The organism is Limnothrix sp. PR1529, assembly GCF_002742025.1.
GTDB lineage: Bacteria > Cyanobacteriota > Cyanobacteriia > CACIAM-69d > CACIAM-69d > CACIAM-69d.
The window spans coordinates 79450-99202 of sequence record NZ_LIRO01000008.1; the positions used below are offsets into that span (position 1 = coordinate 79450).

General features: G+C 55.8%; 23 protein-coding genes. 8 read left to right on the forward strand and 15 right to left on the reverse strand.

Going from position 1 to position 19753, the window contains the following annotated elements:
• Positions 1–16: 16 nt before the first annotated feature.
• The 3 genes from AMR42_RS01125 to fabD all read right to left on the reverse strand — a co-directional run bounded on the left by AMR42_RS01125 (position 17) and on the right by fabD (position 1767).
• Positions 17–364, reverse strand: coding sequence for a hypothetical protein (locus tag AMR42_RS01125; protein WP_143472883.1), 348 nt, complete (start codon positions 362–364; stop codon positions 17–19).
• 10 nt (positions 365–374) lie between these two features.
• A complete protein-coding gene (locus tag AMR42_RS01130; protein ID WP_099531626.1) occupies positions 375–656 on the reverse strand; it encodes a hypothetical protein in 282 nt (93 codons plus the stop codon).
• A 232-nt stretch (positions 657–888) separates the two neighbouring features.
• On the reverse strand, positions 889–1767 hold the full coding sequence (fabD, locus tag AMR42_RS01135; protein WP_099531627.1) for an ACP S-malonyltransferase: 879 nt from the start codon (positions 1765–1767) through the stop codon (positions 889–891).
• Positions 1768–1985: 218 nt separating this feature from the next.
• On the opposite strand from fabD, the gene AMR42_RS01140 reads away from it, so the two are divergent.
• The 4 genes from AMR42_RS01140 (at position 1986) to AMR42_RS01155 (ending at position 6498) form a co-directional block, all read left to right on the forward strand.
• A complete protein-coding gene (locus AMR42_RS01140; protein ID WP_099531628.1) occupies positions 1986–3332 on the forward strand; it encodes an efflux RND transporter periplasmic adaptor subunit in 1347 nt (448 codons plus the stop codon).
• Complete coding sequence (locus AMR42_RS01145; RefSeq protein ID WP_234406452.1) at positions 3329–4537, forward strand: ABC transporter permease; 1209 nt, start codon at positions 3329–3331, stop codon at positions 4535–4537. Before AMR42_RS01140 ends, AMR42_RS01145 begins: the two co-directional genes overlap by 4 nt.
• 95 nt (positions 4538–4632) lie before the next feature.
• Positions 4633–5853 carry a sensor histidine kinase gene (locus tag AMR42_RS01150; protein WP_158234310.1) on the forward strand — a complete coding sequence of 407 codons (1221 nt, stop codon included), beginning with the start codon at positions 4633–4635 and terminating at the stop codon, positions 5851–5853.
• A gap of 6 nt (positions 5854–5859) precedes the next feature.
• Positions 5860–6498, forward strand: coding sequence for a response regulator transcription factor (locus tag AMR42_RS01155; RefSeq protein WP_099531630.1), 639 nt, complete (start codon positions 5860–5862; stop codon positions 6496–6498).
• 57 nt (positions 6499–6555) lie between these two features.
• On the opposite strand, the gene AMR42_RS01160 is transcribed toward AMR42_RS01155, so the two are convergent.
• From AMR42_RS01160 to psb29, 4 genes are all read right to left on the reverse strand, one after another.
• The gene (locus AMR42_RS01160) at positions 6556–7434 is read right to left on the reverse strand and encodes a bifunctional 2-polyprenyl-6-hydroxyphenol methylase/3-demethylubiquinol 3-O-methyltransferase UbiG (RefSeq protein WP_099531631.1); all 879 of its coding nucleotides are present in this window, start codon (positions 7432–7434) and stop codon (positions 6556–6558) included.
• A gap of 104 nt (positions 7435–7538) precedes the next feature.
• The gene (locus AMR42_RS01165; RefSeq protein WP_099531632.1) at positions 7539–8192 is read right to left on the reverse strand and encodes a type I restriction endonuclease subunit R; all 654 of its coding nucleotides are present in this window, start codon (positions 8190–8192) and stop codon (positions 7539–7541) included.
• A gap of 12 nt (positions 8193–8204) precedes the next feature.
• Complete coding sequence (locus AMR42_RS01170) at positions 8205–8393, reverse strand: hypothetical protein (protein WP_099531633.1); 189 nt, start codon at positions 8391–8393, stop codon at positions 8205–8207.
• A gap of 187 nt (positions 8394–8580) precedes the next feature.
• On the reverse strand, positions 8581–9327 hold the full coding sequence (psb29, locus tag AMR42_RS01175; RefSeq protein ID WP_099531634.1) for a photosystem II biogenesis protein Psp29: 747 nt from the start codon (positions 9325–9327) through the stop codon (positions 8581–8583).
• On the opposite strand from psb29, the gene AMR42_RS20125 reads away from it, so the two are divergent.
• On the forward strand, positions 9311–9451 hold the full coding sequence (locus AMR42_RS20125) for a hypothetical protein (protein WP_158234311.1): 141 nt from the start codon (positions 9311–9313) through the stop codon (positions 9449–9451). The genes psb29 and AMR42_RS20125 overlap by 17 nt on opposite strands.
• 69 nt (positions 9452–9520) lie before the next feature.
• Here the strand turns inward: AMR42_RS20125 and AMR42_RS01180 are convergent, their stop codons facing one another.
• Positions 9521–10216, reverse strand: a complete 696-nt coding sequence (locus tag AMR42_RS01180) for a hypothetical protein (RefSeq protein ID WP_143472884.1) — start codon at positions 10214–10216, stop codon at positions 9521–9523.
• A 118-nt stretch (positions 10217–10334) separates the two neighbouring features.
• Between AMR42_RS01180 and AMR42_RS01185 the strand changes: the two genes are divergently transcribed.
• Positions 10335–10832 (forward strand): HNH endonuclease, encoded by a 498-nt coding sequence (locus AMR42_RS01185; RefSeq protein ID WP_099531636.1) that lies wholly within the window; start codon positions 10335–10337, stop codon positions 10830–10832.
• On the opposite strand, the gene sbcD is transcribed toward AMR42_RS01185, so the two are convergent.
• The 5 genes from sbcD to psbH form a co-directional block, all read right to left on the reverse strand.
• On the reverse strand, positions 10829–12286 hold the full coding sequence (gene sbcD / locus AMR42_RS01190; protein ID WP_099531637.1) for an exonuclease subunit SbcD: 1458 nt from the start codon (positions 12284–12286) through the stop codon (positions 10829–10831). The genes AMR42_RS01185 and sbcD overlap by 4 nt on opposite strands.
• Positions 12287–12514: 228 nt before the next feature.
• Complete coding sequence (locus AMR42_RS01195; protein ID WP_099531638.1) at positions 12515–12784, reverse strand: DUF3146 family protein; 270 nt, start codon at positions 12782–12784, stop codon at positions 12515–12517.
• 106 nt (positions 12785–12890) lie between these two features.
• Entirely contained in the window at positions 12891–13592 is a 702-nt protein-coding gene (gene pth, locus AMR42_RS01200; protein WP_099531639.1) for an aminoacyl-tRNA hydrolase, read from the reverse strand.
• A gap of 157 nt (positions 13593–13749) precedes the next feature.
• Positions 13750–14082, reverse strand: coding sequence for a TatA/E family twin arginine-targeting protein translocase (locus AMR42_RS01205; RefSeq protein ID WP_099531640.1), 333 nt, complete (start codon positions 14080–14082; stop codon positions 13750–13752).
• 490 nt (positions 14083–14572) lie between these two features.
• Entirely contained in the window at positions 14573–14776 is a 204-nt protein-coding gene (gene psbH / locus AMR42_RS01210) for a photosystem II reaction center phosphoprotein PsbH (RefSeq protein ID WP_099531676.1), read from the reverse strand.
• Positions 14777–15108: 332 nt separating this feature from the next.
• Between psbH and psbN the strand changes: the two genes are divergently transcribed.
• The gene (psbN, locus tag AMR42_RS01215) at positions 15109–15249 is read left to right on the forward strand and encodes a photosystem II reaction center protein PsbN (protein WP_099531641.1); all 141 of its coding nucleotides are present in this window, start codon (positions 15109–15111) and stop codon (positions 15247–15249) included.
• Positions 15250–15336: 87 nt separating this feature from the next.
• Here the strand turns inward: psbN and AMR42_RS01220 are convergent, their stop codons facing one another.
• On the reverse strand, positions 15337–17103 hold the full coding sequence (locus tag AMR42_RS01220; RefSeq protein WP_099531642.1) for an alpha/beta hydrolase: 1767 nt from the start codon (positions 17101–17103) through the stop codon (positions 15337–15339).
• Positions 17104–17402: 299 nt separating this feature from the next.
• A complete protein-coding gene (locus AMR42_RS01225; RefSeq protein ID WP_099531643.1) occupies positions 17403–18971 on the reverse strand; it encodes a DASH family cryptochrome in 1569 nt (522 codons plus the stop codon).
• A gap of 152 nt (positions 18972–19123) precedes the next feature.
• Between AMR42_RS01225 and AMR42_RS01230 the strand changes: the two genes are divergently transcribed.
• Positions 19124–19711, forward strand: a complete 588-nt coding sequence (locus AMR42_RS01230) for a pyridoxamine 5'-phosphate oxidase family protein (protein WP_099531644.1) — start codon at positions 19124–19126, stop codon at positions 19709–19711.
• The last annotated feature ends 42 nt before the right edge of the window (positions 19712–19753 follow it).

The following is a 19753-nucleotide window of genomic DNA, read 5'->3' on the forward strand; positions in this document are numbered from 1 at the left end:
CTTGGTGACCATTCCCCTAGTCCAACAGGCCCGATCGCTCCAAAATCCATTGACTCCACAGGCTCGATCGCTCCAACACCACCTGACGGCGATCGGCATTTGGCCACAGCACCGGCCAATCGGCTAACCACTGAACAATCTGCCGCTGAATTGCCACCAGCTCGATCGCCACCGGTAAATCGGTCTCGGGGGCTGCCCATTCAATAAACCAACCACTTTCCCGCAGCAAACTGGAAATGAGCTGCCCGTTATCAGGATTTTTGCCAAAGGATTTGACCCGCGCCAAATTTGCTGCAATGCCACCTAAACGCACCGCCAAACTATCACGCATATACCGATCGCGCCGCCTTAGAAAATCATTCATGAATCTCAGCTTATGACTCGGGCTGTTCTAGACCCAGGCGATCGTAAGCATCCGCCAAACTCAAGCGCGATCGATCCGTCTTGCGCTCTTGCAACAGGGCCATCAGTTCTGGATTTTGAGTAATTTGCTGAACCTCCGTGGTCAAATCCTCGGCCGAATTTTGCAATCGCTCAACGGAGGTCAACACAAATTCGCGACCATCGGGCAGCTTCAAAAGCAGAACATCATCTTGAGCTTGGGCAAAGAGATTCAGAAGAAACTGAATAACATGGGTTAAATAAATTACTTTCATCAGTTGTAGAGCTTTTACAGCTTTTACCTAAAACGGTTAGTACGTCGTATTGCAGATGCTATGAAGCAATTATTAGGTGGGCACTGCCCACCCTACAGGCTTCTTTTAAATAAAGCGTTGATGATGAACTTTTTCACTGAATTAATACCCATTTTGATGGAATCGATCGCCAGTTACCATTGATTGTTATGGATAGCTAGCGATCACTCCATCACGTCACCAGCAAGCAGATTTAAGCGATGTCGGCGAGGGCGGCAATGTTGACCAGGACGGTGTTGGGGCAGGCACGCTTCAGCAAACCGGTCAGCACCTTGCCTGGCCCCACTTCGATCGCCTCCGTGCAGGCCACCTGGTTCAACATCACCATCGTTTCCCGCCAGCGCACCGAACCGGTCATCTGCTTCGAGAGCCGTTCTTTCAAAGCTGCGCCGCTGGTTTCCGGGGTGGGGTCAGTGTTGGAGAGCACCCCGATCGCCGTGTCCGTAAAATCCGTGGCCGCCAAAATTTCGTTAAATTCCGCCGATGCTTCCGCCATGTAGGGCGAGTGGAACGCACCGGACACAGCCAAAGGCACAGCCCGCTTGGCTTTGACGCTGCCCAGGATCGCATCCACCGCCTCGGGCGTTCCGGAAATTACCACTTGGGCATCGCTGTTGTCGTTGGCCAGCACCACGCCCTCGGTAGCGGCGATCGCCTCGGTTAGGGCCGGGCGGTTGAAGCCAATCATGGCCGCCATCTTGCCGCCGGAAGCCGCTTGCATCAACTCCGCCCGCCGCTTCACCAACTTCAGACCCGCTTCAAAGCTGAAAGCCCCGGCCGCGTAGAGGGCCACGTATTCCCCCAGGCTGTGACCCGCCACCAAATCAGGCGATTGACCGGCGGCTTTCAGCGCATCAACCAAGATCGCCTCGATCGCGTACAGGCAAGGCTGGGTGTATTGGGTTTGGGAGAGTCGCGCCTCGTCGCCGTTGCAGACCTCCGCCACCGACCAACCCAAAATTTCATCCGCGATCGCCAACTTCGCTTGGGCGGCCGGCGAGTCGAGCAAGTCAGCAGTCATGCCAACGGCTTGGGAGCCTTGGCCCGGGAACATCCAGAGGGTTTTTGCCATTGTGTTTGTTGTGCTTCGCATCGGTATAGACAAGGTGCTTATACCAAGCGGCCGGCCCGTTGCGCTAGCGGGGAATTTCCGGCAATCCGCCCCTGATGGCGGCCGCTGGGAAATCGTGACTCTAGTCATGGGCACTGATGACCGGCGGCAGTCGTCGCGATGGGGGCGATGTTTTTAGAGTGATGAGGTGGCATTTGATCCCGGTTTGGGCAACGTCGATGCAACCTGCGATTCGGTTCAAGTTTCAGCAATGGCGGCTGTGGGCCGGGGGCCTCGGGGCCCTGGGCCTGTTGGGCACGATCGCCCTGGTGATCCCTCACCCAGCGCCTGCCCCCAAGGTGGATCTTGCCCAGGACACAACCCTGGTTCAGCGGCAAGATTTGGTGGTGCAAGTGCAGGCCAATGGGGTGGTGCAGCCCCTGCGTAAGGTCAACTTGGCCCCCAAGGAGGCCGGCAAGGTGGCGGCCTTGTTTGTGCGCGAGGGCGATCGAGTGCAGCCCGGGCAAGTGGTGGCCCAAATGGACGGCGAACAACTGCAAGCGCAGGTCAACCAATTTCAAGGAGCGCTCGCGCGATCGCAGGCGGAATTGCAACTGAAACTCGCGGGGAATCGCCCTGAAGACATCACCAAAGCCCAAGCCGAGGTGCAACGGCAGCAAGCCCAGTTGCAAGAGGCCGAAGGAAAGTGGCAATTAGCCACCCAAAAATTGCAGCGCCGCCAGCTTTTGGCCAGCGAAGGCGTACTGAGCCAAGATGCCTTGGATGAGACCTTGACGGAAGCCCGCAACGCCCGCGCCACCGTCGAGCAAGCCAGAGCCAGCTTGGCCACCGCCGAACAGGAATTCCATAAACAGCGCCAGGGGTTTCGCGCCGAGGAAGTTGCCCAGGCCCGGGCCCAAGTCGCAGAAGCGCGATCGCAACTGCAAGTCGTGCGGATCCAGTTACAAAACACGCTGATTCGATCGCCCTTTGGGGGAGTCATCACCCGTCGATTTGCCGATGTGGGGGATTTTGTTGCACCCACCACCACCGCATCCAGCAGTGATGGGGCCACCTCCGCCGCCATTGCCGAACTCTTCAGTGGTTTAGAAGTCGAAGCCAAAATTCCCGAAACCGCGATCGGTCAAATTCGCCAGGGCCAAGCCGTCGAAATTCGCAGCGACAGCTATCCCGATCGCACGTTTCAGGGGCGGGTCAAGCGCATTGCCCCCCGAGCTGTGCCAGAAAACAACGTCACCACCTTTCGCATCAAAGTTTCCCTGCAAACGGGACTAGACACCTTAAAAGCCGGCATGAACGTCAAGTTAGCGTTTTTGGGCCAGCCAATTCGGAATGTGTTGGTGGTGCCGCTCGCTGCCCTGGTCACCCAAAAGGACGGCCGCAAGGGCGTATGGCGACTTGTGCCCAACCAGGAAGCACGCTTTCAAACCGTGGAAATTGGTGCAGAAAGTGGCAGCCAAGCCCAGGTGCGATCGGGCCTGCAAGCGGGCGATCGAATTTTGCTGAGTCCCCCGATCAACCAAGTGATTCCGGGTGTTGATAATCCCGAAGGAAGCGGCCTGTGATCAACCCTCTAGATACGCTCAACATGGCGATCGGCACCTTGGTCAGCCATCGAATGCGGAGCCTGCTGACCATGTTGGGCATCGTGATTGGCAATGCTTCGGTGGTGGCCACCGTGGGGCTAGGTCAGGGGGCCCAAGATTTCACCGCGACCAAGGTGGAATCCTTGGGTGCGAACTCCCTGTACGTTTTTTTGAGTGAACAACAAAGCAAGGAACTGACCGGTGAAGTGCCCCAGTTGCTGCTGTCCGAAGCTGACTTGATTGCCGCCCAAGCACCGGCCGTTCAATGGGTGTCACCGACGATTTCGAGTTCCTTGGCGATCGGCCATCGCAGTCGCACCGTGACGGCAACGGTGCAGGGAGTCACGCCCGACTTTCTCAAGGTGCGGAATATTCGCATGGCCCAGGGGATTTTTTGGGACGAGGCCGCCCAACGTCAGGATCGCAAGGTGGCGGTGTTGGGTGGGGAGCTGGCCCGGAAACTGTTCGATCGCACCAACCCGATCGGCCAAGAAATCCGAATTAACTATCAGAGCTTTCAGATCATTGGCATCATCCAAAGAAAAGGCGCATTTCTCGGTGTAAATCCCGATGCCAATGCCTTCATTCCAATCACAACTATGGCCCATCAAGTCGTAGGGCGACGAGTTCCCCAAGGACTGCTGATCGATGAAATTGAGATCACCGCCCGCGACCAAGCCCAGATTCGATCGGCTGCTTTTCAAGTCACGAATCTGTTGACACGCTTGCATGGCAAACAGGATTTCTCAGTGGTGGCGAATAAATCCATTCAGGATTTGTTAGGGCAAATTACCAGCGCGTTGGGGACAATGCTCACCTTAATTGCGGGGATTTCCTTGCTGGTGGGCGGCATTGGCATCATGAACATCATGCTGGTTTCCGTCGCCGAGCGCACCCAGGAAATTGGTCTCCGCAAGGCGATCGGCGCTCCCCCCCAGGCGATCTTGCAGCAGTTTTTAATTGAAGCCACGATCTTGGCCGTGGCCGGTGGCGTTGTGGGCATTTCCCTGGGCGCTGGCGGCATGGCCCTGATCGGCACCTTGACTCCTTTCAAGCCCACCGTCCCTGTACAGGCCATGGTGGTGGTCACGGTCATTTCTGGAAGCATTGGTCTGGTTTTTGGCGTGGTTCCAGCTCGTCAAGCGGCCCAGCTCGACCCGATTACAGCCTTGAAAACGTCCTAGGGAAATGCCGGTAAATGATGCGATCGCACCATTTTTCAATGGCTTTCAAGCCCTTTGAATTATTCTCCAGTGGGAATTACTCACTGTATTTCAGGATGAAAGCTCTACGCAGCTACTTTGGTTCCTCTTTTTTTAAGTTACGGCCCATGATGCGCTATGCGGAATGGGTCTTACTCTTAATGTATGGCTTGGCCTATGGCATTGATTGGTATTTTTATAAATTGCCGACCTTGCCCGATTTATTCAGCAAGGTTTTGGTGTTTGTTACTATCTTTTGGCTGCTGAGTTGGTTTTTTCCAATCAAGCAACCTCACTGGGTGCGATACGTCTATATTGGACTAGAAATTTCGCTGGTTCTAGTGGCGCAACTGTTACTAGTCGATTTGCATCTGCTTTTATATTTGATCTTAATCAAAAGTTGTTTTTTATTTCATCGAAAAACCATTGTCTATCTCGTGGCAGGATCAGGAATTAGTTATTTGCTCTGTATCTGGTGGACGATTCCTATCATTGAAAAGTTATTCATTGAAACCACCCGATCGCAACAGTGGGAGGAGATTTATAAGCCACAGGCAATTATTTTGTCGAGTTCGGTGGAATATATCAGCATCAGTGCGTTGGTGATGGTGATTGGCTTTTTGATCATGGCTGAGCGTCGCAGCCGCCAACGATCGGAAGCCCTGGCCCAAGCAATCGAAACCCTAGCGGCGGATTTGGAGCGATCGCGCATTGCCCGCGAAATTCACGACTCCTTGGGCCATTCGCTGACCACCCTTCGCCTACAACTCGAATTAGTGCAAGTGATGCAAGGGCGCGATCGCGATCAAGCGGCCACCGCCCTTAACCATGCACAAACCCTAGCCAGTCAATGCTTAGAGGCGGTACACCAAGCGGTTCAAACCACCCGTGATCCCTCTTTTCAACTCGATGTGGCTTTGCAGCGGTTAATCAATCAAATTCACAACACCCAATCCCTGGTGATTACCTCAAGATTGAACCTACCGGCGATCGATATCCAAACCAGCCATCAGGTTTATTGCATCATTCAAGAAGCCTTAACCAACGTACAAAAACATGCGCGGGCTTCGAGGGTAGATTTGCTGAGTCACTACACAGCATCCACGCTCAATTTGGAAATTATGGACAATGGCCAAGGCTTTGATCTGGGTGCGGCCACCACTGGTTATGGACTGCGCGGCATGCGAGAGCGAGTGCAACTTCTGGGTGGGCAGTTTGCGATCGCCAGCACACCGGGAACAGGCACCACCCTACGCATCACGATTCCCCGATCGTGGGGATTAACCCCTGAGGATTGAGCCGCTATGATTCGGCTGCTATTGGTTGATGATCAAGATCTCTTTCGGCAGGGACTGGCCACGTTGCTGGCCCTAGAAACGGATCTAGAAATTGTGGGTCAAGCGGACAATGGCCAGACGGCGATCGCCCTGGCTGAGCAACAGCAACCCGATATTATTTTGATGGATATTGAAATGCCCATTTGTAATGGAATTCGGGCAACGCAGGAAATTCACCAGCGATTTCCTTGGATCCGCATTTTGGTGCTGACCACGTTCGATCGCGAGGACTATATTTGGCAATCACTCCAGGCAGGAGCTTTGGGCTATATCCTCAAAAACGCCCCTTCCAAACAAGTGGCCGATGCAATTCGCAGCGTCCACCATGGCTATAGTCAACTAGGCCCGACGATCGCCCCGAAAGTTTTCGCGCATTTAACCACCCATCCACCAACCACCCCGGCTGATCTAACTCAACGCTTTAGCGATCGCGAATTGGCGGTGCTTAGGCTGCTGGGCGAGGGCAAAACCAATCAGGAAATCGCCCAGATTTTGTATTTAGCCCACGGCACTGTCAAAAACCACATCAGTCGCATTTTGAGTGAACTACAGGTGACCGATCGCACCCAAGCGGCCCTCTGGGCCCAACAGCATTACCGGCGCTGAATACCTAGCCCCTTAGCCCGCCGACTGAGCGGGCCAGACTCCTCCTCTCTTGGGCCTTTAGCGGGGGATTTCCGGCCAGGGCAGGGGGCGGCTGTCGTTGCTGAGGTCGAAAGCCTTGAGGGCCACGGGGCGACCCTTGAAGGCCACAAAGGTGGCCCGATCGCCCGTCCCCGATCGCCGCAATTGCTCGAATTTCTCGACCAGCGGCGAATGACATTCGTAAATCGACGTGAAGCCACAGTGCTGCATCAGGTTAAACAGCGACGGGCGCGTTAACCAAAAGCTGTAGTCGTTGTCCAAAGAAGCCCAAAGAATTTTCAGGCGATCGTCCGTGGAAGCTTCCGGCGCATGCTCCACATAGCGGCAACCCGACAGTTCCAGCCCCGCATAGGTATGTTGGGTTTCGGCGGTGCGGCTGACGTGGGTATCGACGATCGCCAGCTTGGTGCAAACGGAGCCGATTTGCTCCATGAACCGAAACACGTCCGGCGCGTCCAGGTGGTAATAAATCCCCAAGCACAGCACCACATCAAACTGGCCGTAGCGCTCCACAGACAGGTTGCGCACGTCGTCGCAGTAAAAGTCGATGTTGCTCAGGCCCAGGCTTTCTTTCACAAAGCGCGCCTTGGCCAAGTTAGCCTCGCGCCCTTCAATGCCCACCACCTGTGCGCCCTGCATGGCCAACTCCAGGCCATACATCCCCTCTAAGCAAGCCAAATCCAGAATCCGTAATCCTTCCACAGAACCGCCGCACCAGTCCATGACAATTTGGGTCATGCGGCGCAGCTTTGGTTCCGAGGGGGTCGGGGTCGGGGCGATCGTGTAGCACCCGTCGGCTAGGCGCATGTTGTGGTTCGTCCAGTCACCAAACTCGGCAATGACTTTGGCTCTGGCGGCTTCGAGGGCGGCGATCGCGTCGGGGCTACTCACGGTCATGGACAAGACATAGCAACATCGCCCTCAGAATATCGGCATCACGGCTAGGGGTTTGGTGCGCATGTGCCAACTTGGGCAGTTGCCGGGTTCACGAAACCACAAAATTACGGCTGACGAACCGACTCAAGGTTAGTGGTCAAGGTTTTGAGGATGGCTAATACCCGATCGAGATCACCCGATCGCGTCACCCAAAATTCATCGGACTCAGCATAGATCCATTGGTCTTGGCAGTGCTGTAGCTTCAAGAATCGATGATGGCCACCATTGGTTAGTAATCCAAATACCGGGCGATCGGGCGTGGGATTGGCCAACATATAACCCAAGATTTGAGCAAGGCCATTTTCTAAGCTAAAGCTCATTCGTTTGGACTCAATCACCAAAATCCAAAGGCGATCTTGCACCACTAAAGTATCCATCCGGCCCCGATAGACAATCGCCCCTTCATCGGCGTTGACAAGCTCCAAGGCAACGGGTTCTTCAAACCGACTTTGAAACGGTGCATCAAACAAACCGGCCGCTTCAAGTAAGGGCGCAACCAGCATCACTTTGATGCCCTCTTCGATCAGCAAATCGTTTTCGAGGTAGTAGCGATAGCGTTGCCGCAACCGCTGACAAAGATCGCGATCAGCGGGCTGGAGGGTGTCGATCGCCCCTCGCCACTCGGGAAAAAAGGCGGCTTCTTCGGTGTAGGTTAGGCCGAACTGTTCCCGAAGCGATCGCAGGGTGAGTTTTTCAGCGAGGGTTGGGTTAGGAGTCATGGGGCCATTGTTCTAGGCGATCGGGCTGGGGGCGGCGTAGTGCCAGGTATTTTCCTGTTGGATGGCGAGGCCGAACCATTCGAGGCGATCGAGGTTTTCGCGAATCGTTTGTCTGCGTTTGTCGGTGATTTTGCCTTTGAATTGGGCAGCGATTTGAATGTGACCGTTGCATTCTTCGGCGGCGCGATCGTCCGGGGTCATTGGGGAGTCGGGGCCGAAAATACCTATCGCTTATCTTACCGATCTGAACCGATCGCCTGGATTGCCAACCGTCACTCGCAACCGATGCCATCAGGCTGGTCTTTGAAAACCCAGAAGGGGCCCAGAAACCATGCGTGGTCTAGGCCCCTCCATTGGATGAGCGGGAAGTTGGGCAATGCTGAGGAACTTAGCTGGGGTCGGCAGGCGAAGGGGCAGCATTCGACTCACTGGCGGCTTCGCTGGCCGCTTTGGCTTCGGCGGCGGCGGCTTTTTCCAGGGCCCGTTGTTCGCGCTTGCGGCGTTCGGCCTCCAGCATGTCTTCGTAGGTGATCCGAGCCTGGGCGATTTTCTCCAGGTTGCCGCGATAGAGTTCCAGATCCTTTTGCAGCTTCTCGATCGGGAGGTTGAGGGTTGTCCCTAGGCGATCGATCCACGCTTTGATCTGCTCGGCATTGCCAGCCAGGTCAGAGGTGGTGGACTCCAGCAGGGTATATAGCCCAATCCCAAACAGGCGGCTGTATTTGAAGGGTTGACCATTGGCGAGCACGTCGGCGGCTTCGCGCAAGGCCCCGCCACTGCCCTCGGCCCGGTTGAGCGCGGCGGCCAGGTCGTCGGCACTGGCAACTTTTGCCGCTTCCAACAGGCGATCGGCCCGGTGGCGATAGTCGTCCACGTTGCCGCTCACGGACTGACAGAGCGCGTTGAAGATGGAACCCAAGTCCCGATCGGGCTGGTAGCCTGCCATGAAGCGATCGAACGCCGTCACCACCCCGAGGGCATAGATGGACTCGAAGCGGAAATCGACGCTGACGGAGAGCAGGTGCATTTCCACCATCAATTCCTCAACCACTCGTCGGTAGATCGCGTTGATCGGCCGTTGGTGGAGCGAATAGAAGGTGCGTTTGGTTTCTGAAACGGTGCGGATTTCGTTCACGGGAGGCGCGTTCTATGGCGATCGGCTTGTCTATTTTCGGGCCGGGCCGGGCCTTTGCCAACGGGCAACCCTTTCGCGATCCCCGATGGCCTGTTGTCGTAACGCTGAATTGCTTTTGGATTGATCTTGGATTGATCCTGAACTGATCTTGGATTCGCCCAACATCCCTAGAGATGGCCCCTAGAGACGGTCCTTAAAGACGGTAGGTGAGCCAAGCCACCCGATCGGGTGTGGATTGGGTCAGGTCAGGCCGCGCCAGTCGCCAGGTTTGGCCGCGGATCTGGCGTTGCAAGTAGACCGAAAAGGGCTGCGATCGGTGCTTTTGATCCTTGGGTTGCGGTTGTCGGGAAGCGGGGGATCGATCGCCCTGGTTTTCCCGAGTATGGCTCGAATCTTGGCTCCCCGCTTGGCTCCAATCGTAAGTGCCGCTCAGTTGCCAACCGGGTTTGTCGTTGATAGTCACGGCCTGTTGGGTTTGGATACGCAGGCGATCGACTCGTAATCCTGGTTCCGCCGCCAAGTCATCTAGGGTGATCACCGGGCGATCGGCCAACATCTGTGGATCAAGGTGGCGACCGGCGGCCAGCGGGGAATCGCCCAACTCTTGCAATAGATCGGTTTGGGTTTGCAGCAACTGCAACGCCACCGCCCGTTGCACCACGGCCGTTGGTGGCCCGTCCCAGGGCAGCATCCCGCAACCACCCAAAAGCAAACTCAAGACCAAACTTAAGCCCAAACTTAAGCTCAAACTCAGAAATCCCGAGAGCAACCCCCGTCCCCAAGGCAATCGCTCAGTGGTGGTGATCGGCCATCTTGGTTTGCGGGCCGCCGTTACGCGATCGGCGGTTTTTGTCCGGAATCCGCCGCCACAGAACGATGGGTAATCCATGGGATCAGCAAACCACACCCCGAGTCAGTTGTGCTACTATCAGTCCCAATTGGCTCCGACGCTTCGCAAGCTTTGTTTGCAATTCTTAATAATTTGCAATTAATTGCGGTTTTGTCCGATGGGCAAAGTACTTGTGCTCAACGCTTCTTATGAGCCGCTCAATATTACCAGTTGGCGGCGGGCAGTCGTTTTATTGCTAAAAGGCAAGGCGGAGCAAGTCGAGCATAATGGCCGAGTGGTTTACCGCAACATTCCGTTGCCCACCGTGATCCGTTTGCGCCACTACATCAAGGTTCCCTACAAAGAGATTCCCTTAACGCGGAAAAACATATTGCACCGAGATAGCCACTCCTGTCAATACTGTGGCTACACGGGCGATGATTTGACGCTGGATCACGTTGTTCCCCGATCGCGCGGGGGCGGTGAGCATTGGGAAAATATGGTCACGGCCTGCGTGCGCTGCAACATCCGCAAGGGCAATCGCACCCCCAAGGAAGCCAACATGCCTTTGCGTCAGCCGCCCCGCCGTCCCCACAGCAGTCTCTACTTTGAAGTGACGAAGCATGTGAAGAGCGGCGTACACCAGGAATGGCGCAAGTACGTGATTGGCCTCTAGAGCAGTCTGAGTTGACCCGATCGGTCAATGGCTGGAGACTGAGCGGCTCGATCGGGGCCATTGGTGCTGGGTGAGGTCGGCTCGCCATCGTCAGCATCGGTGGCCAGCTCGGCGGTGGATGTCACTGCTGGGTTTTGGCCTGGGCTGGATTCTGGATCTGGGAAATCTGGATTGGCAGTCTGGGCCGTGGCTGGCTCCGGCAGATTCACCACAATGGCCGGACTGGCATAGCCCAAGAGATCTCGGGCGGCCTCGATCATGTCGTCGGCCAGGTTTTTTAAGTCCGATCGCTCTCCCAAGTAGGCCTCCAGGGCCAACAGCGGATCCAGGGTGGTGGCATCCAAGTTGGGCAGGCGAGGGCGTGCCAGTTGGCTAATCAACTCCGCTTGCAGGCTGTAGGTGTGGGCGGCGGCTAGTCGATCGCGCACGGCCGCCAACTCGATTTGGTGAAGCTGTTCTGCCCGCACACGATAGACCAACCGAACGACGGCCCCTTCAATGGCCGCCGGGTCGATCGCCCCGAGCAGTTCCGCCAACGGATTGTCACAGTCAGCCAAATCCACCCGCAATGTCCGAAACGGTCGGGCCGGCAGGGGGCAAAATTCCCATTGTGTTTGGCGCTGTCCCCGCTCTCCTGGCTCGATCGTTACCAAGACATAGCCCTTTTCTTCGTTTTCCTCGCTGAAGTCCACCCGCTCAATGCTGCCGGGATAGACCACCGGGGGCTGATTGTTGGGGTTCAGGTTTTGGTGTTTGTGGACATGGCCCAGGGCCACATAGTCAAACTCGGGGCGCGTGATGGTGCTGAGGGGAATCGAGAAGCCTTTGCCCACGCCCAACATCCGCTCGGCTCCCAATTGCGCCCGATCGCTCATCAGGTGGGCCAACAAAATGGTGGGTTGGTCAGGATCAAGCTTCCGAATTTCCCCTTCCAGGGCCGCTTGGAGTCGATCGAGCAGCAGCGCCCCCACTTCCGCCAACGACAGGCCCTCCGTTTGCCGCTTGGTGAGCAGGGTCGATCGGGTTAACCAAGGCAAGGTCAGCACCTGCACTGGCCCCTGGCTGGTTTCCAGTCGATGCAGCGCCAACGTGTCTCCCACCACAAAGCCCGGAACCCCCAGCGTGCGGTAAATGCAAAGGCTGGCTCCTCCGCGGCCTTGGGCATGTTGGTCATGGTTTCCCACCAACAGCACCGTCGGAATTTGCGCATCCGCCAGCCGCCGAAACTGTTGTGCAAAGGCTTCTTGCACCATGGGCAGCGGCGTAGCATCAGGAAAGGCATCGCCCCCAAACAACACCAGATCCACCGGTTCCGAAATTGCCCGATCGATGCAACGCTCCAAGGCCGCCGTAAAGTCCAGCAGCCGAGTGTTTAAACCCGTTTGCGGATCAATGCGCCCATGGCTGAACCCGCTGCCCATGTGAATGTCCGACAGGTGCAGAATTTTGACCATGGTTCGTTGCTCCGTTGTTGAACAATCGCGGGAAGGAATTCTGCGGGCAAACTTCAGAAAAGTCAGAAAATCTTGAGGCAGTGCCTAGTGGCGTGACAGGCTTCATTCATTGGGTCAAAGTCACGAAGCCAGTCGTAGTAACAAGGGGCTTAAGCCCCTTGCTGCCTAACGATTTGGTGACGGCAACAGTCATTTAACTTGACCTATCAAAATAAGCTTGCCGAACTACTAGAGCCGGGCCCGGATGGGGAAGGAATAATCGCCGCCCGCTTCTAGTTGGTAGTCGTGGGTTTCCAGAAATCGGGCCAGTGGTTCCCGAATCAGGGCCCGCCCCATGGACGGCTGAACCCGCAACCCGCCTTGGCGAAAGTGCCAAACAAATTCCCAGGTGAATTCCCCGGCGCTGACTTCGCCTTCTAGTTTGCCCTCATTCCAGGACTGGCGGGTAATGCGCACAAGGGCAATCGTTTGGGGCAACGGATTTTCTCGACGACTCACGGCACAGGCCGACAGTGCGGAATTAGTAGATGAACCGTGGACAGGCGGACAGGATCAACAGGGTCAACAGAACCCACAGGATGAGGCTAGACCGCTGGACACTCGGCTAGGAAACCGGTTGCGGATCCTGCGGAGTTCGATCGGGCGTTTCCGGTGTTGCGGGCGCGGGGGCCGGTTTAGGCTTGGGTGGAGCCACATCGCGATTGTTATACAAGCTGGCGGCTTTGGCCACGCCATCTCGGAGCGATCGCTCGATCGTCTCCACGCTCAACCGCAACAGGGCTTGCACCGTGGGTTGTTCATCGGGCGCAAACTTGCCCAACACATGGGACACCGTTTCGCCGCTGACCACCCGGGGCCGCCCAATGCCCAACCGCAAACGCGGAAAATCCTGAGTTCCCAGATGGGCGATCGTGGATTTCATGCCATTGTGACCGCCGGCCGAGCCGGTTTCCCGCAGCCGCAACCGTCCCAAGGGCAGATCCATATCGTCGTAGATCGTGAGGACTGATTCCGGTGGCAGCTTATACCAATCGATCGCGGCGCGGATGGCCTGGCCCGATCGGTTCATATAGGTCAGGGGTTTCAGCAAATAAATCTTGCCAAAGGGCGATCGCCCCTCTCCCGCAAGGGCATTGAACCGGCGATTTTCGCTCAGGGGAATGCCCCACACCTTCGCCAGCTCATCAAGAACTTCAAAGCCAATGTTGTGGCGGGTGCGATCGTACTTGGGTTCTGGGTTGCCCAGCCCCACAATCAGCTTCGGAATTAGGGGTTCTGATGACGATGCGGATTGGCCTTTGGGCATGGCTTTGGAATCGACTTAAGCGCAGACGACTTCAAGGGTTAATCAACAGAACGCCAACCGGAAATAGTCCAACCGGAAATAGTCCAACCGGAAATAGTCCAACCAGAAACACCCCAACCGGAAAAAATCCGGCCGGAAGCGATCTAACCGGAAACACTTAAACCGGATCGACCGAATCCACCGCATTGGTTTTGGCGGCTGGGGCCGGTTCCGCTTCGGCGGGGGTGACAGGGGTGGCCGGCTCCGAACTGGTCAGGGCGGGTTGCACAGGCGGCTCGATCGTGGCGGTCATGCTGGTGGAAGCGGGGGATTCGGCCCGATCCATTTCTCGCTTCAGTTCCGATTCAAATTCCCGCGAAGCTTCCTGGAAGGATTTCAGAGTCTTGCCCAGGCTGCGGCCAATTTCCGGCAACTTTTTCGGGCCAAAGACCAACAAAGCGACAACGCCAATCAAAAACAACTCTGCTGGGCCAATGCCAAAAATGTTCATGGGGCGATCCTTGCAATGGAAATGACCGGGGCGATCGCAAGCAAACGATCAAGCAACAACACTGAAACAGAACCAATCAAACAGACCCAATCCACAAGCAGGAGCTAGCGAACGAGAACGAATAGCTGGCTAGCCACTGGTCAACACCAATCATCGAACAGTAATTTGCAAATTTGCACGTTCAGATTATTCCATCCCAAGGCCCCGTCGCGTAGGCATCGGATCGGCCTGACTCAGGAACAAGCCAAGATTGGGGCCCATGGGATGGGAAATGTTGCCCATAAAAAAGCCCGGATACACCGGGGCTGTGGGACTGGGCGATCGACCAGTTGATGACTTAACTCTCAAAGATTTGTAGAATCCAACGCTCAGAACTCAGCAATTCTCTAGCCGTTAGTTCCTCAAACCAGTCGATCGGGCGGGCCATTCTTGGGGTGGAAATCTGAAATCTGTTGATGCAGACTCATCACCCCAATCAATTCACCCAAATCTATTGACCCAGCGACTTCCAATCGACATTAACGCCTTCAATCAAGATCGAGGTGTTGTACACCTGCAAGATGATCAGCAGGAACACAAAAAACAACCCCATGAAAACAGCCATCAGCGGGGTCGTCCCCCAGCCGGGAGCCACCTTACCGTATTCCGCATTTAACGGGCGCAAAATGTCGCCCAGGCGAGTCCGTTGAGCCATCTTATCCCTACCGTAGTGTTTCGCAACAATGGAGTCTTGCAGCCGTTGAAGCAACTGGGCGTTGCCGTTGATGTTGCTTTTTATTAAATAGTGCAGCAATTGCCGCACGAATGCAGCACGCCGCCAATGCTATTTGATTGGGTATTCTATCAAACGGCTGTGCCTGCTGTTTGGGGAGTTCCGTGGGGATGGGCTAGCGGTGGCCCGGGAACTAGGGCTAGCGGGCAGTGGGCGATCGGGTGGACTCCCTGAGAAGTTTGCGATTTTACTTAACTAATTGTTACAATTTGCGAGAAATGGGCTAGCGGCCCGGCCATCGAGACCCTTAAACCATGCTGGAAGACAACTCTGCTTTAACATTGGGAATTGCCCTCGGCACAATTTTGGTTGCCATCACGGGGTACTCGATTTACGTGGCTTTCGGCCCGCCATCTGAGAATTTGTCGGATCCCTTTGAAGATCACGAAGATTAGGCCCAGAGGCCAGAGACTAGAGGATTGAGCTTGCTCGTCTCATTTCCCTGACGATCGCCCCAAATCACTCGCCATAGCCCCATTTCTTCAGCGGGCCTGGATGGGTTGATCGGGCCGGTGGCGATTGGCAATCCATCGGGAATTTTTGGTTGGCTTGTGGGCCACGGGGCGCGGCAACTGCTCGATCGACAGTTGACTCAGCAAATACAGTGGCAACTCTGGCTGAGAAACGGAATTGGCCCATTGGGGGGTGAGATGGTTCGCCATGGTGTGATCGTTCCCCAAATATCGCTTCAAAAAAGCCGTGATGAAGGCTTTCGTGTAATCGCGAGCCAAGTCCGGCCGGGGCCCCACCAAGCTAGCCGGGAGCTGCACGGTCTCATCGCCCGTGGCCCCCAGCGTTGAAAAATGCGTGCCGCCTCGCAGCACCAAAAGATACTTATCCGCGATCGACATTTGGGCAAAAGGGCGCAACTGTTCCGACAAAGGCAGGGCGATCGGGTCATTACTAGCCGACAAAATCGCCGTGGGCACTTGCAGTTGGGCAATCCCTTCGCGTCCAAACAGGCTGGAAGTAATTGGGCTGATGGCCACCACGGCCTTCACCCTGGCATCTTGCAGGGATAGATAGTCCGTGTCGGGCGTGGGGCGCACCACCAAAGCCCGACATTGCAACAGCAGCGACGTATTCCAAAACAAGTCGTCGGAGGCGCAGTCGGTTTTCAGCCGTTTGAAATTCAGCGGGGCCCCGGCACTGGCCAGGGCGGTGTATCCGCCAAAGGACTGCCCCACCACAGCCGTGCGATCGAGGTCAATGGCCCCGGTGAATCCTCCGGGAGCTTGGGGATTGGTTTCCAGTTCATTGAGAATGTCGCGCACATCGGCCGGCCGCGAAATGAACTCCCTGGGGTCGGCGGCTTCGCTGGCCTCGCCGTTAATGAGGGCTTGGATGTAGCGGCTGTCGCTGCCGGGGTGCTCCAGCAGAATGGCAATAAAACCATGGGAGGCCAAGTGTTCGCCCAGGTAACCATAGGTGCGCCGATCGGATCCGAGACCGTGGGAAATGACTACCACGGGGCGATCGCCCGTCGCTGCCAAGGGCCAGTAAAGATCGGCCGCAAAGGGACGACGATCGCGCGGCTGAATCACGCGGTTGGTTTTGGCGGTCGCATAGGGGCCCGGTTGTCGCAACTCAAAGGGGGGCGGCGTAATGGGAGAGCCAGCTTGAGCCACAAAGGCCGTTTCCACGGCGGTGGTGGCTTGGTCTTGGTGAATGGTGGTTTCCTCAATTTGTCGCCACAGGCTCAGGGCTTGGGCCAAGTCCACTCGCATACTGGGAGTGGGATAGTAGCGCAGCAAATTTAGGGGGGTTAGCCCTTCCGGGTCGGCGGCGGAACGGACGATCGCAGCACGCAGGGCCGGCACGCTTTGTAAATTGCGCCCGGTGCGGATCACTTGGGCCAAGCGCCGCAGAATAGTTTCCCCTTGGGGCGCATTGAAAAATTGCGACACGGCCAACAAATTGATATCCAGGCGATCGGTCAGGGCCGATCGCACCTGAGCCAATTGATCGGGAGTCAGAAACCGGGTATAGAACTCCAGCTCATCGGAAATTTCGCCGGTCGCCACAAAGTCTTCCAGGGACTTCATTTCGATCGACAGGCCCAAGGCCCCAAAGGTCAGCTCAATCCGCTCGGCGGCCTGGGCCAAGGCGGGCGTGAAACCACCGGCCAGCAAACTAGCTCCCAAGGCCACCAGCGATCGCCCCAACCGCCGTCGCAGTCCGTAACCGGCAGGACTGACCCGATCTTGCGGGGTTACTTGGGTTACTACCGTTGTCATCGATCGCTCCATCACCCTCTCACCTCCAAATCTTGCCCAGAATTACTCGCCCAGAATTACTCGCCCAGAATTACTTGCCCAGAATTACTTGCGCCGCCATATCTATCCCAAGTCCCTGGCCCCACATTACTGCTCCAGAACATCAATGCCCCCCTTGCTGCCTCAGAGCATGTCTGAAAAGTGTTTTTTGAGCAGGGCCAAGCATCAACAAATCCAAGCATTAACCATCATGGGGCAAGGGGCTTGAGCATCTTGTTTGCCTCGATTGATGAGACCTGCAAGCTCGCAATTTGGATCTTTGAAACAGCCTCCTAAGGTCGTCGGGGGCGATCGCGCCGGGAACCCCGATGGGCCGGCTTTGATCGACCCGCAGCACCCTTCCCGATCGCTCGGTTATAGAGGGCTTCATTCTCCGCTGCCGACTCAAACAAATCCACGATCGCTCCTGGATAATCACGGCCAATTTGTACACCAAATCGCTCCTGTTCCACGGGCAACAAAGTCCAGGGATGATGCACTTTACCGGCGGGCAATTGGCGCAATTCCGGCAGCCAATGTTTCACGTATTCTCCTTGCGGATCGTAATCCTTGGCTTGCTTCAAAATATTGAAAAAGCGAAACCCTCTTGCATCATTTCCCACCCCGGCCGTGTAGTTCCAATTCCCCCAATTGCTGCACACATCATAATCAATCAACCAAGATTCAAACCACTCGGCCCCCATTCGCCAATCAATTCCCAAATTCTTGGTTAAAAAGCTCGCCACATTTTGACGACCCCGATTCGACATGAACCCTGTGGCGCGGAGTTCTCGCATGTTGGCATCCACCAAGGGATAGCCCGTTTGCCCATCACACCAAGCGGCAAAGGCCGCCGCATCCTGTCGCCAAGGAATGGCAATTCCTTGCAAACCCGTTACCCGAAAAACTCGATGGCGATGTTTGGCCACAATCCAGCGGAAATAGTCGCGCCACAGCAATTCAAAAATGAGCCAATAGGTGGATTCATTACGAATCACTTTCTGTTCATAGGCTTGCACTTCGGCCCAAATTTTTCGAGGTGAAAGACAGCCCAGCGCCAACCAAGGCGAAAATTTCGATGCATCATTGGGCTGCAACATGCCGTTGCGCGTTTGCTTATAAACCCGCAAATGATCGCCACCCCAAATGTATTCCTGAAGCCGCTGGAAACCAGCCTGTTCACCACCCGTAAACGAAATCAGCGCCAAGGGGCTGGGTTCCGGTTCCACCAACCCCCAATCGGCCAAACGGGGCAGCTCACCGGGGTTCAGGCCCGGCGGCACTGGTGGCAGGCGATCGGGCGGGGGCAAGGGAGGATCAATGGTCGATCGCGCTTCAACGGTTTTCCGAAATTCCGTAAACAGCTCTGGAATTTGACCAATTTCAAAGGGCAAATTATCCGGGTGATAGAGCGTGTGGCCCCAATAAACCTTGCTTTGAATGTTTTCCTGAACCGGCCTGGGCGCTTCTGGGGCTTTCAGGGCTGCTTCGAGGGCCAATTCAACCGCTTGTTCTTCAGTTCCCACCTCTTCGTGATAATAAATAGCCTGTGCTCCATATTCCGCTGCCAAGGCCGGTAACACCACTTCTGGCAGCCCCGATCGCACGATTAAATCACTGCCCTTGGCTCTCAAGGCAGCTCGTAGATCCACAACGGATTCCAGTAAAAATTGAGCGCGGAAGGGGCCGGTTTTGGGAAAACCAAAGGCAGTTTCCGCAAACTGTCGCGGATCAAAACAATAAACCGGAATCAATGCCTGATGATTTTCGGCAGCAGCCAAGAGCGGTTCATGATCATGGAGACGCAAATCAGTACGAAACCAAACGATCGCGCAGCTAGCAGATGGAGGAGCAGCAGCCATTGAATCACCTAGGGATAACCTAAAATCGAGGGATGGGGGAAGGTGCTGGAGAATTCACGCCAGCCTGTAAATTTCAAATGCTTAAATTCTAGAGAATTTCAGAGAACTTCAGAAAAATTCAGAAAACCCTAGAGAAGTTTAGAGATAACAAAATGGCAAAATTTTACGAGCAAATCACACCGGAACTGGCCGCTTTTATTGAACAACAGAAGCTGTTTTTCACGGCATCCGCTCCCCAAGAGGGCCGAGTGAATGTGTCGCCCAAGGGGATGGACACCTTTCGCTGTTTTGAACCCAATTTGGTGGGTTATTTGGACGTGACCGGCAGTGGCAACGAAACCGCAGCCCACGTGACGGAAAACGGCCGGTTAACCCTCATGTTTTGCAGCTTTGTGGGTGCGCCGTTGATTTTGCGGCTGTATGGCCAGGGGCGCGTGATTCGGCCACGGGATCCCGATTGGCAATCCTGGCTCGATCGATTCGAGGCCCTGCCCGGCACACGCCAAATCATGTTGCTGTCGGTGGAGTCGGTGCAAACCTCCTGTGGGTTCGGGGTTCCGTTGTTTGACTATCAGGGCGATCGCACTCAGTTGGTGGAATGGGCGGAGCGCAAAGGCCCCGACGGTCTGCAAGCCTATTGGCAAGCAAAGAACCAAACCAGCATCGATCGGCTCCCCACCTACCTGCTCAGTGATCAAGTAGATGGTGATCCCGTAAAGGGGGATCCAGCAAACGGTTAAACCGCAACAAGCCCGATCGATCGCCCCGTTTCTTGAGCAAAC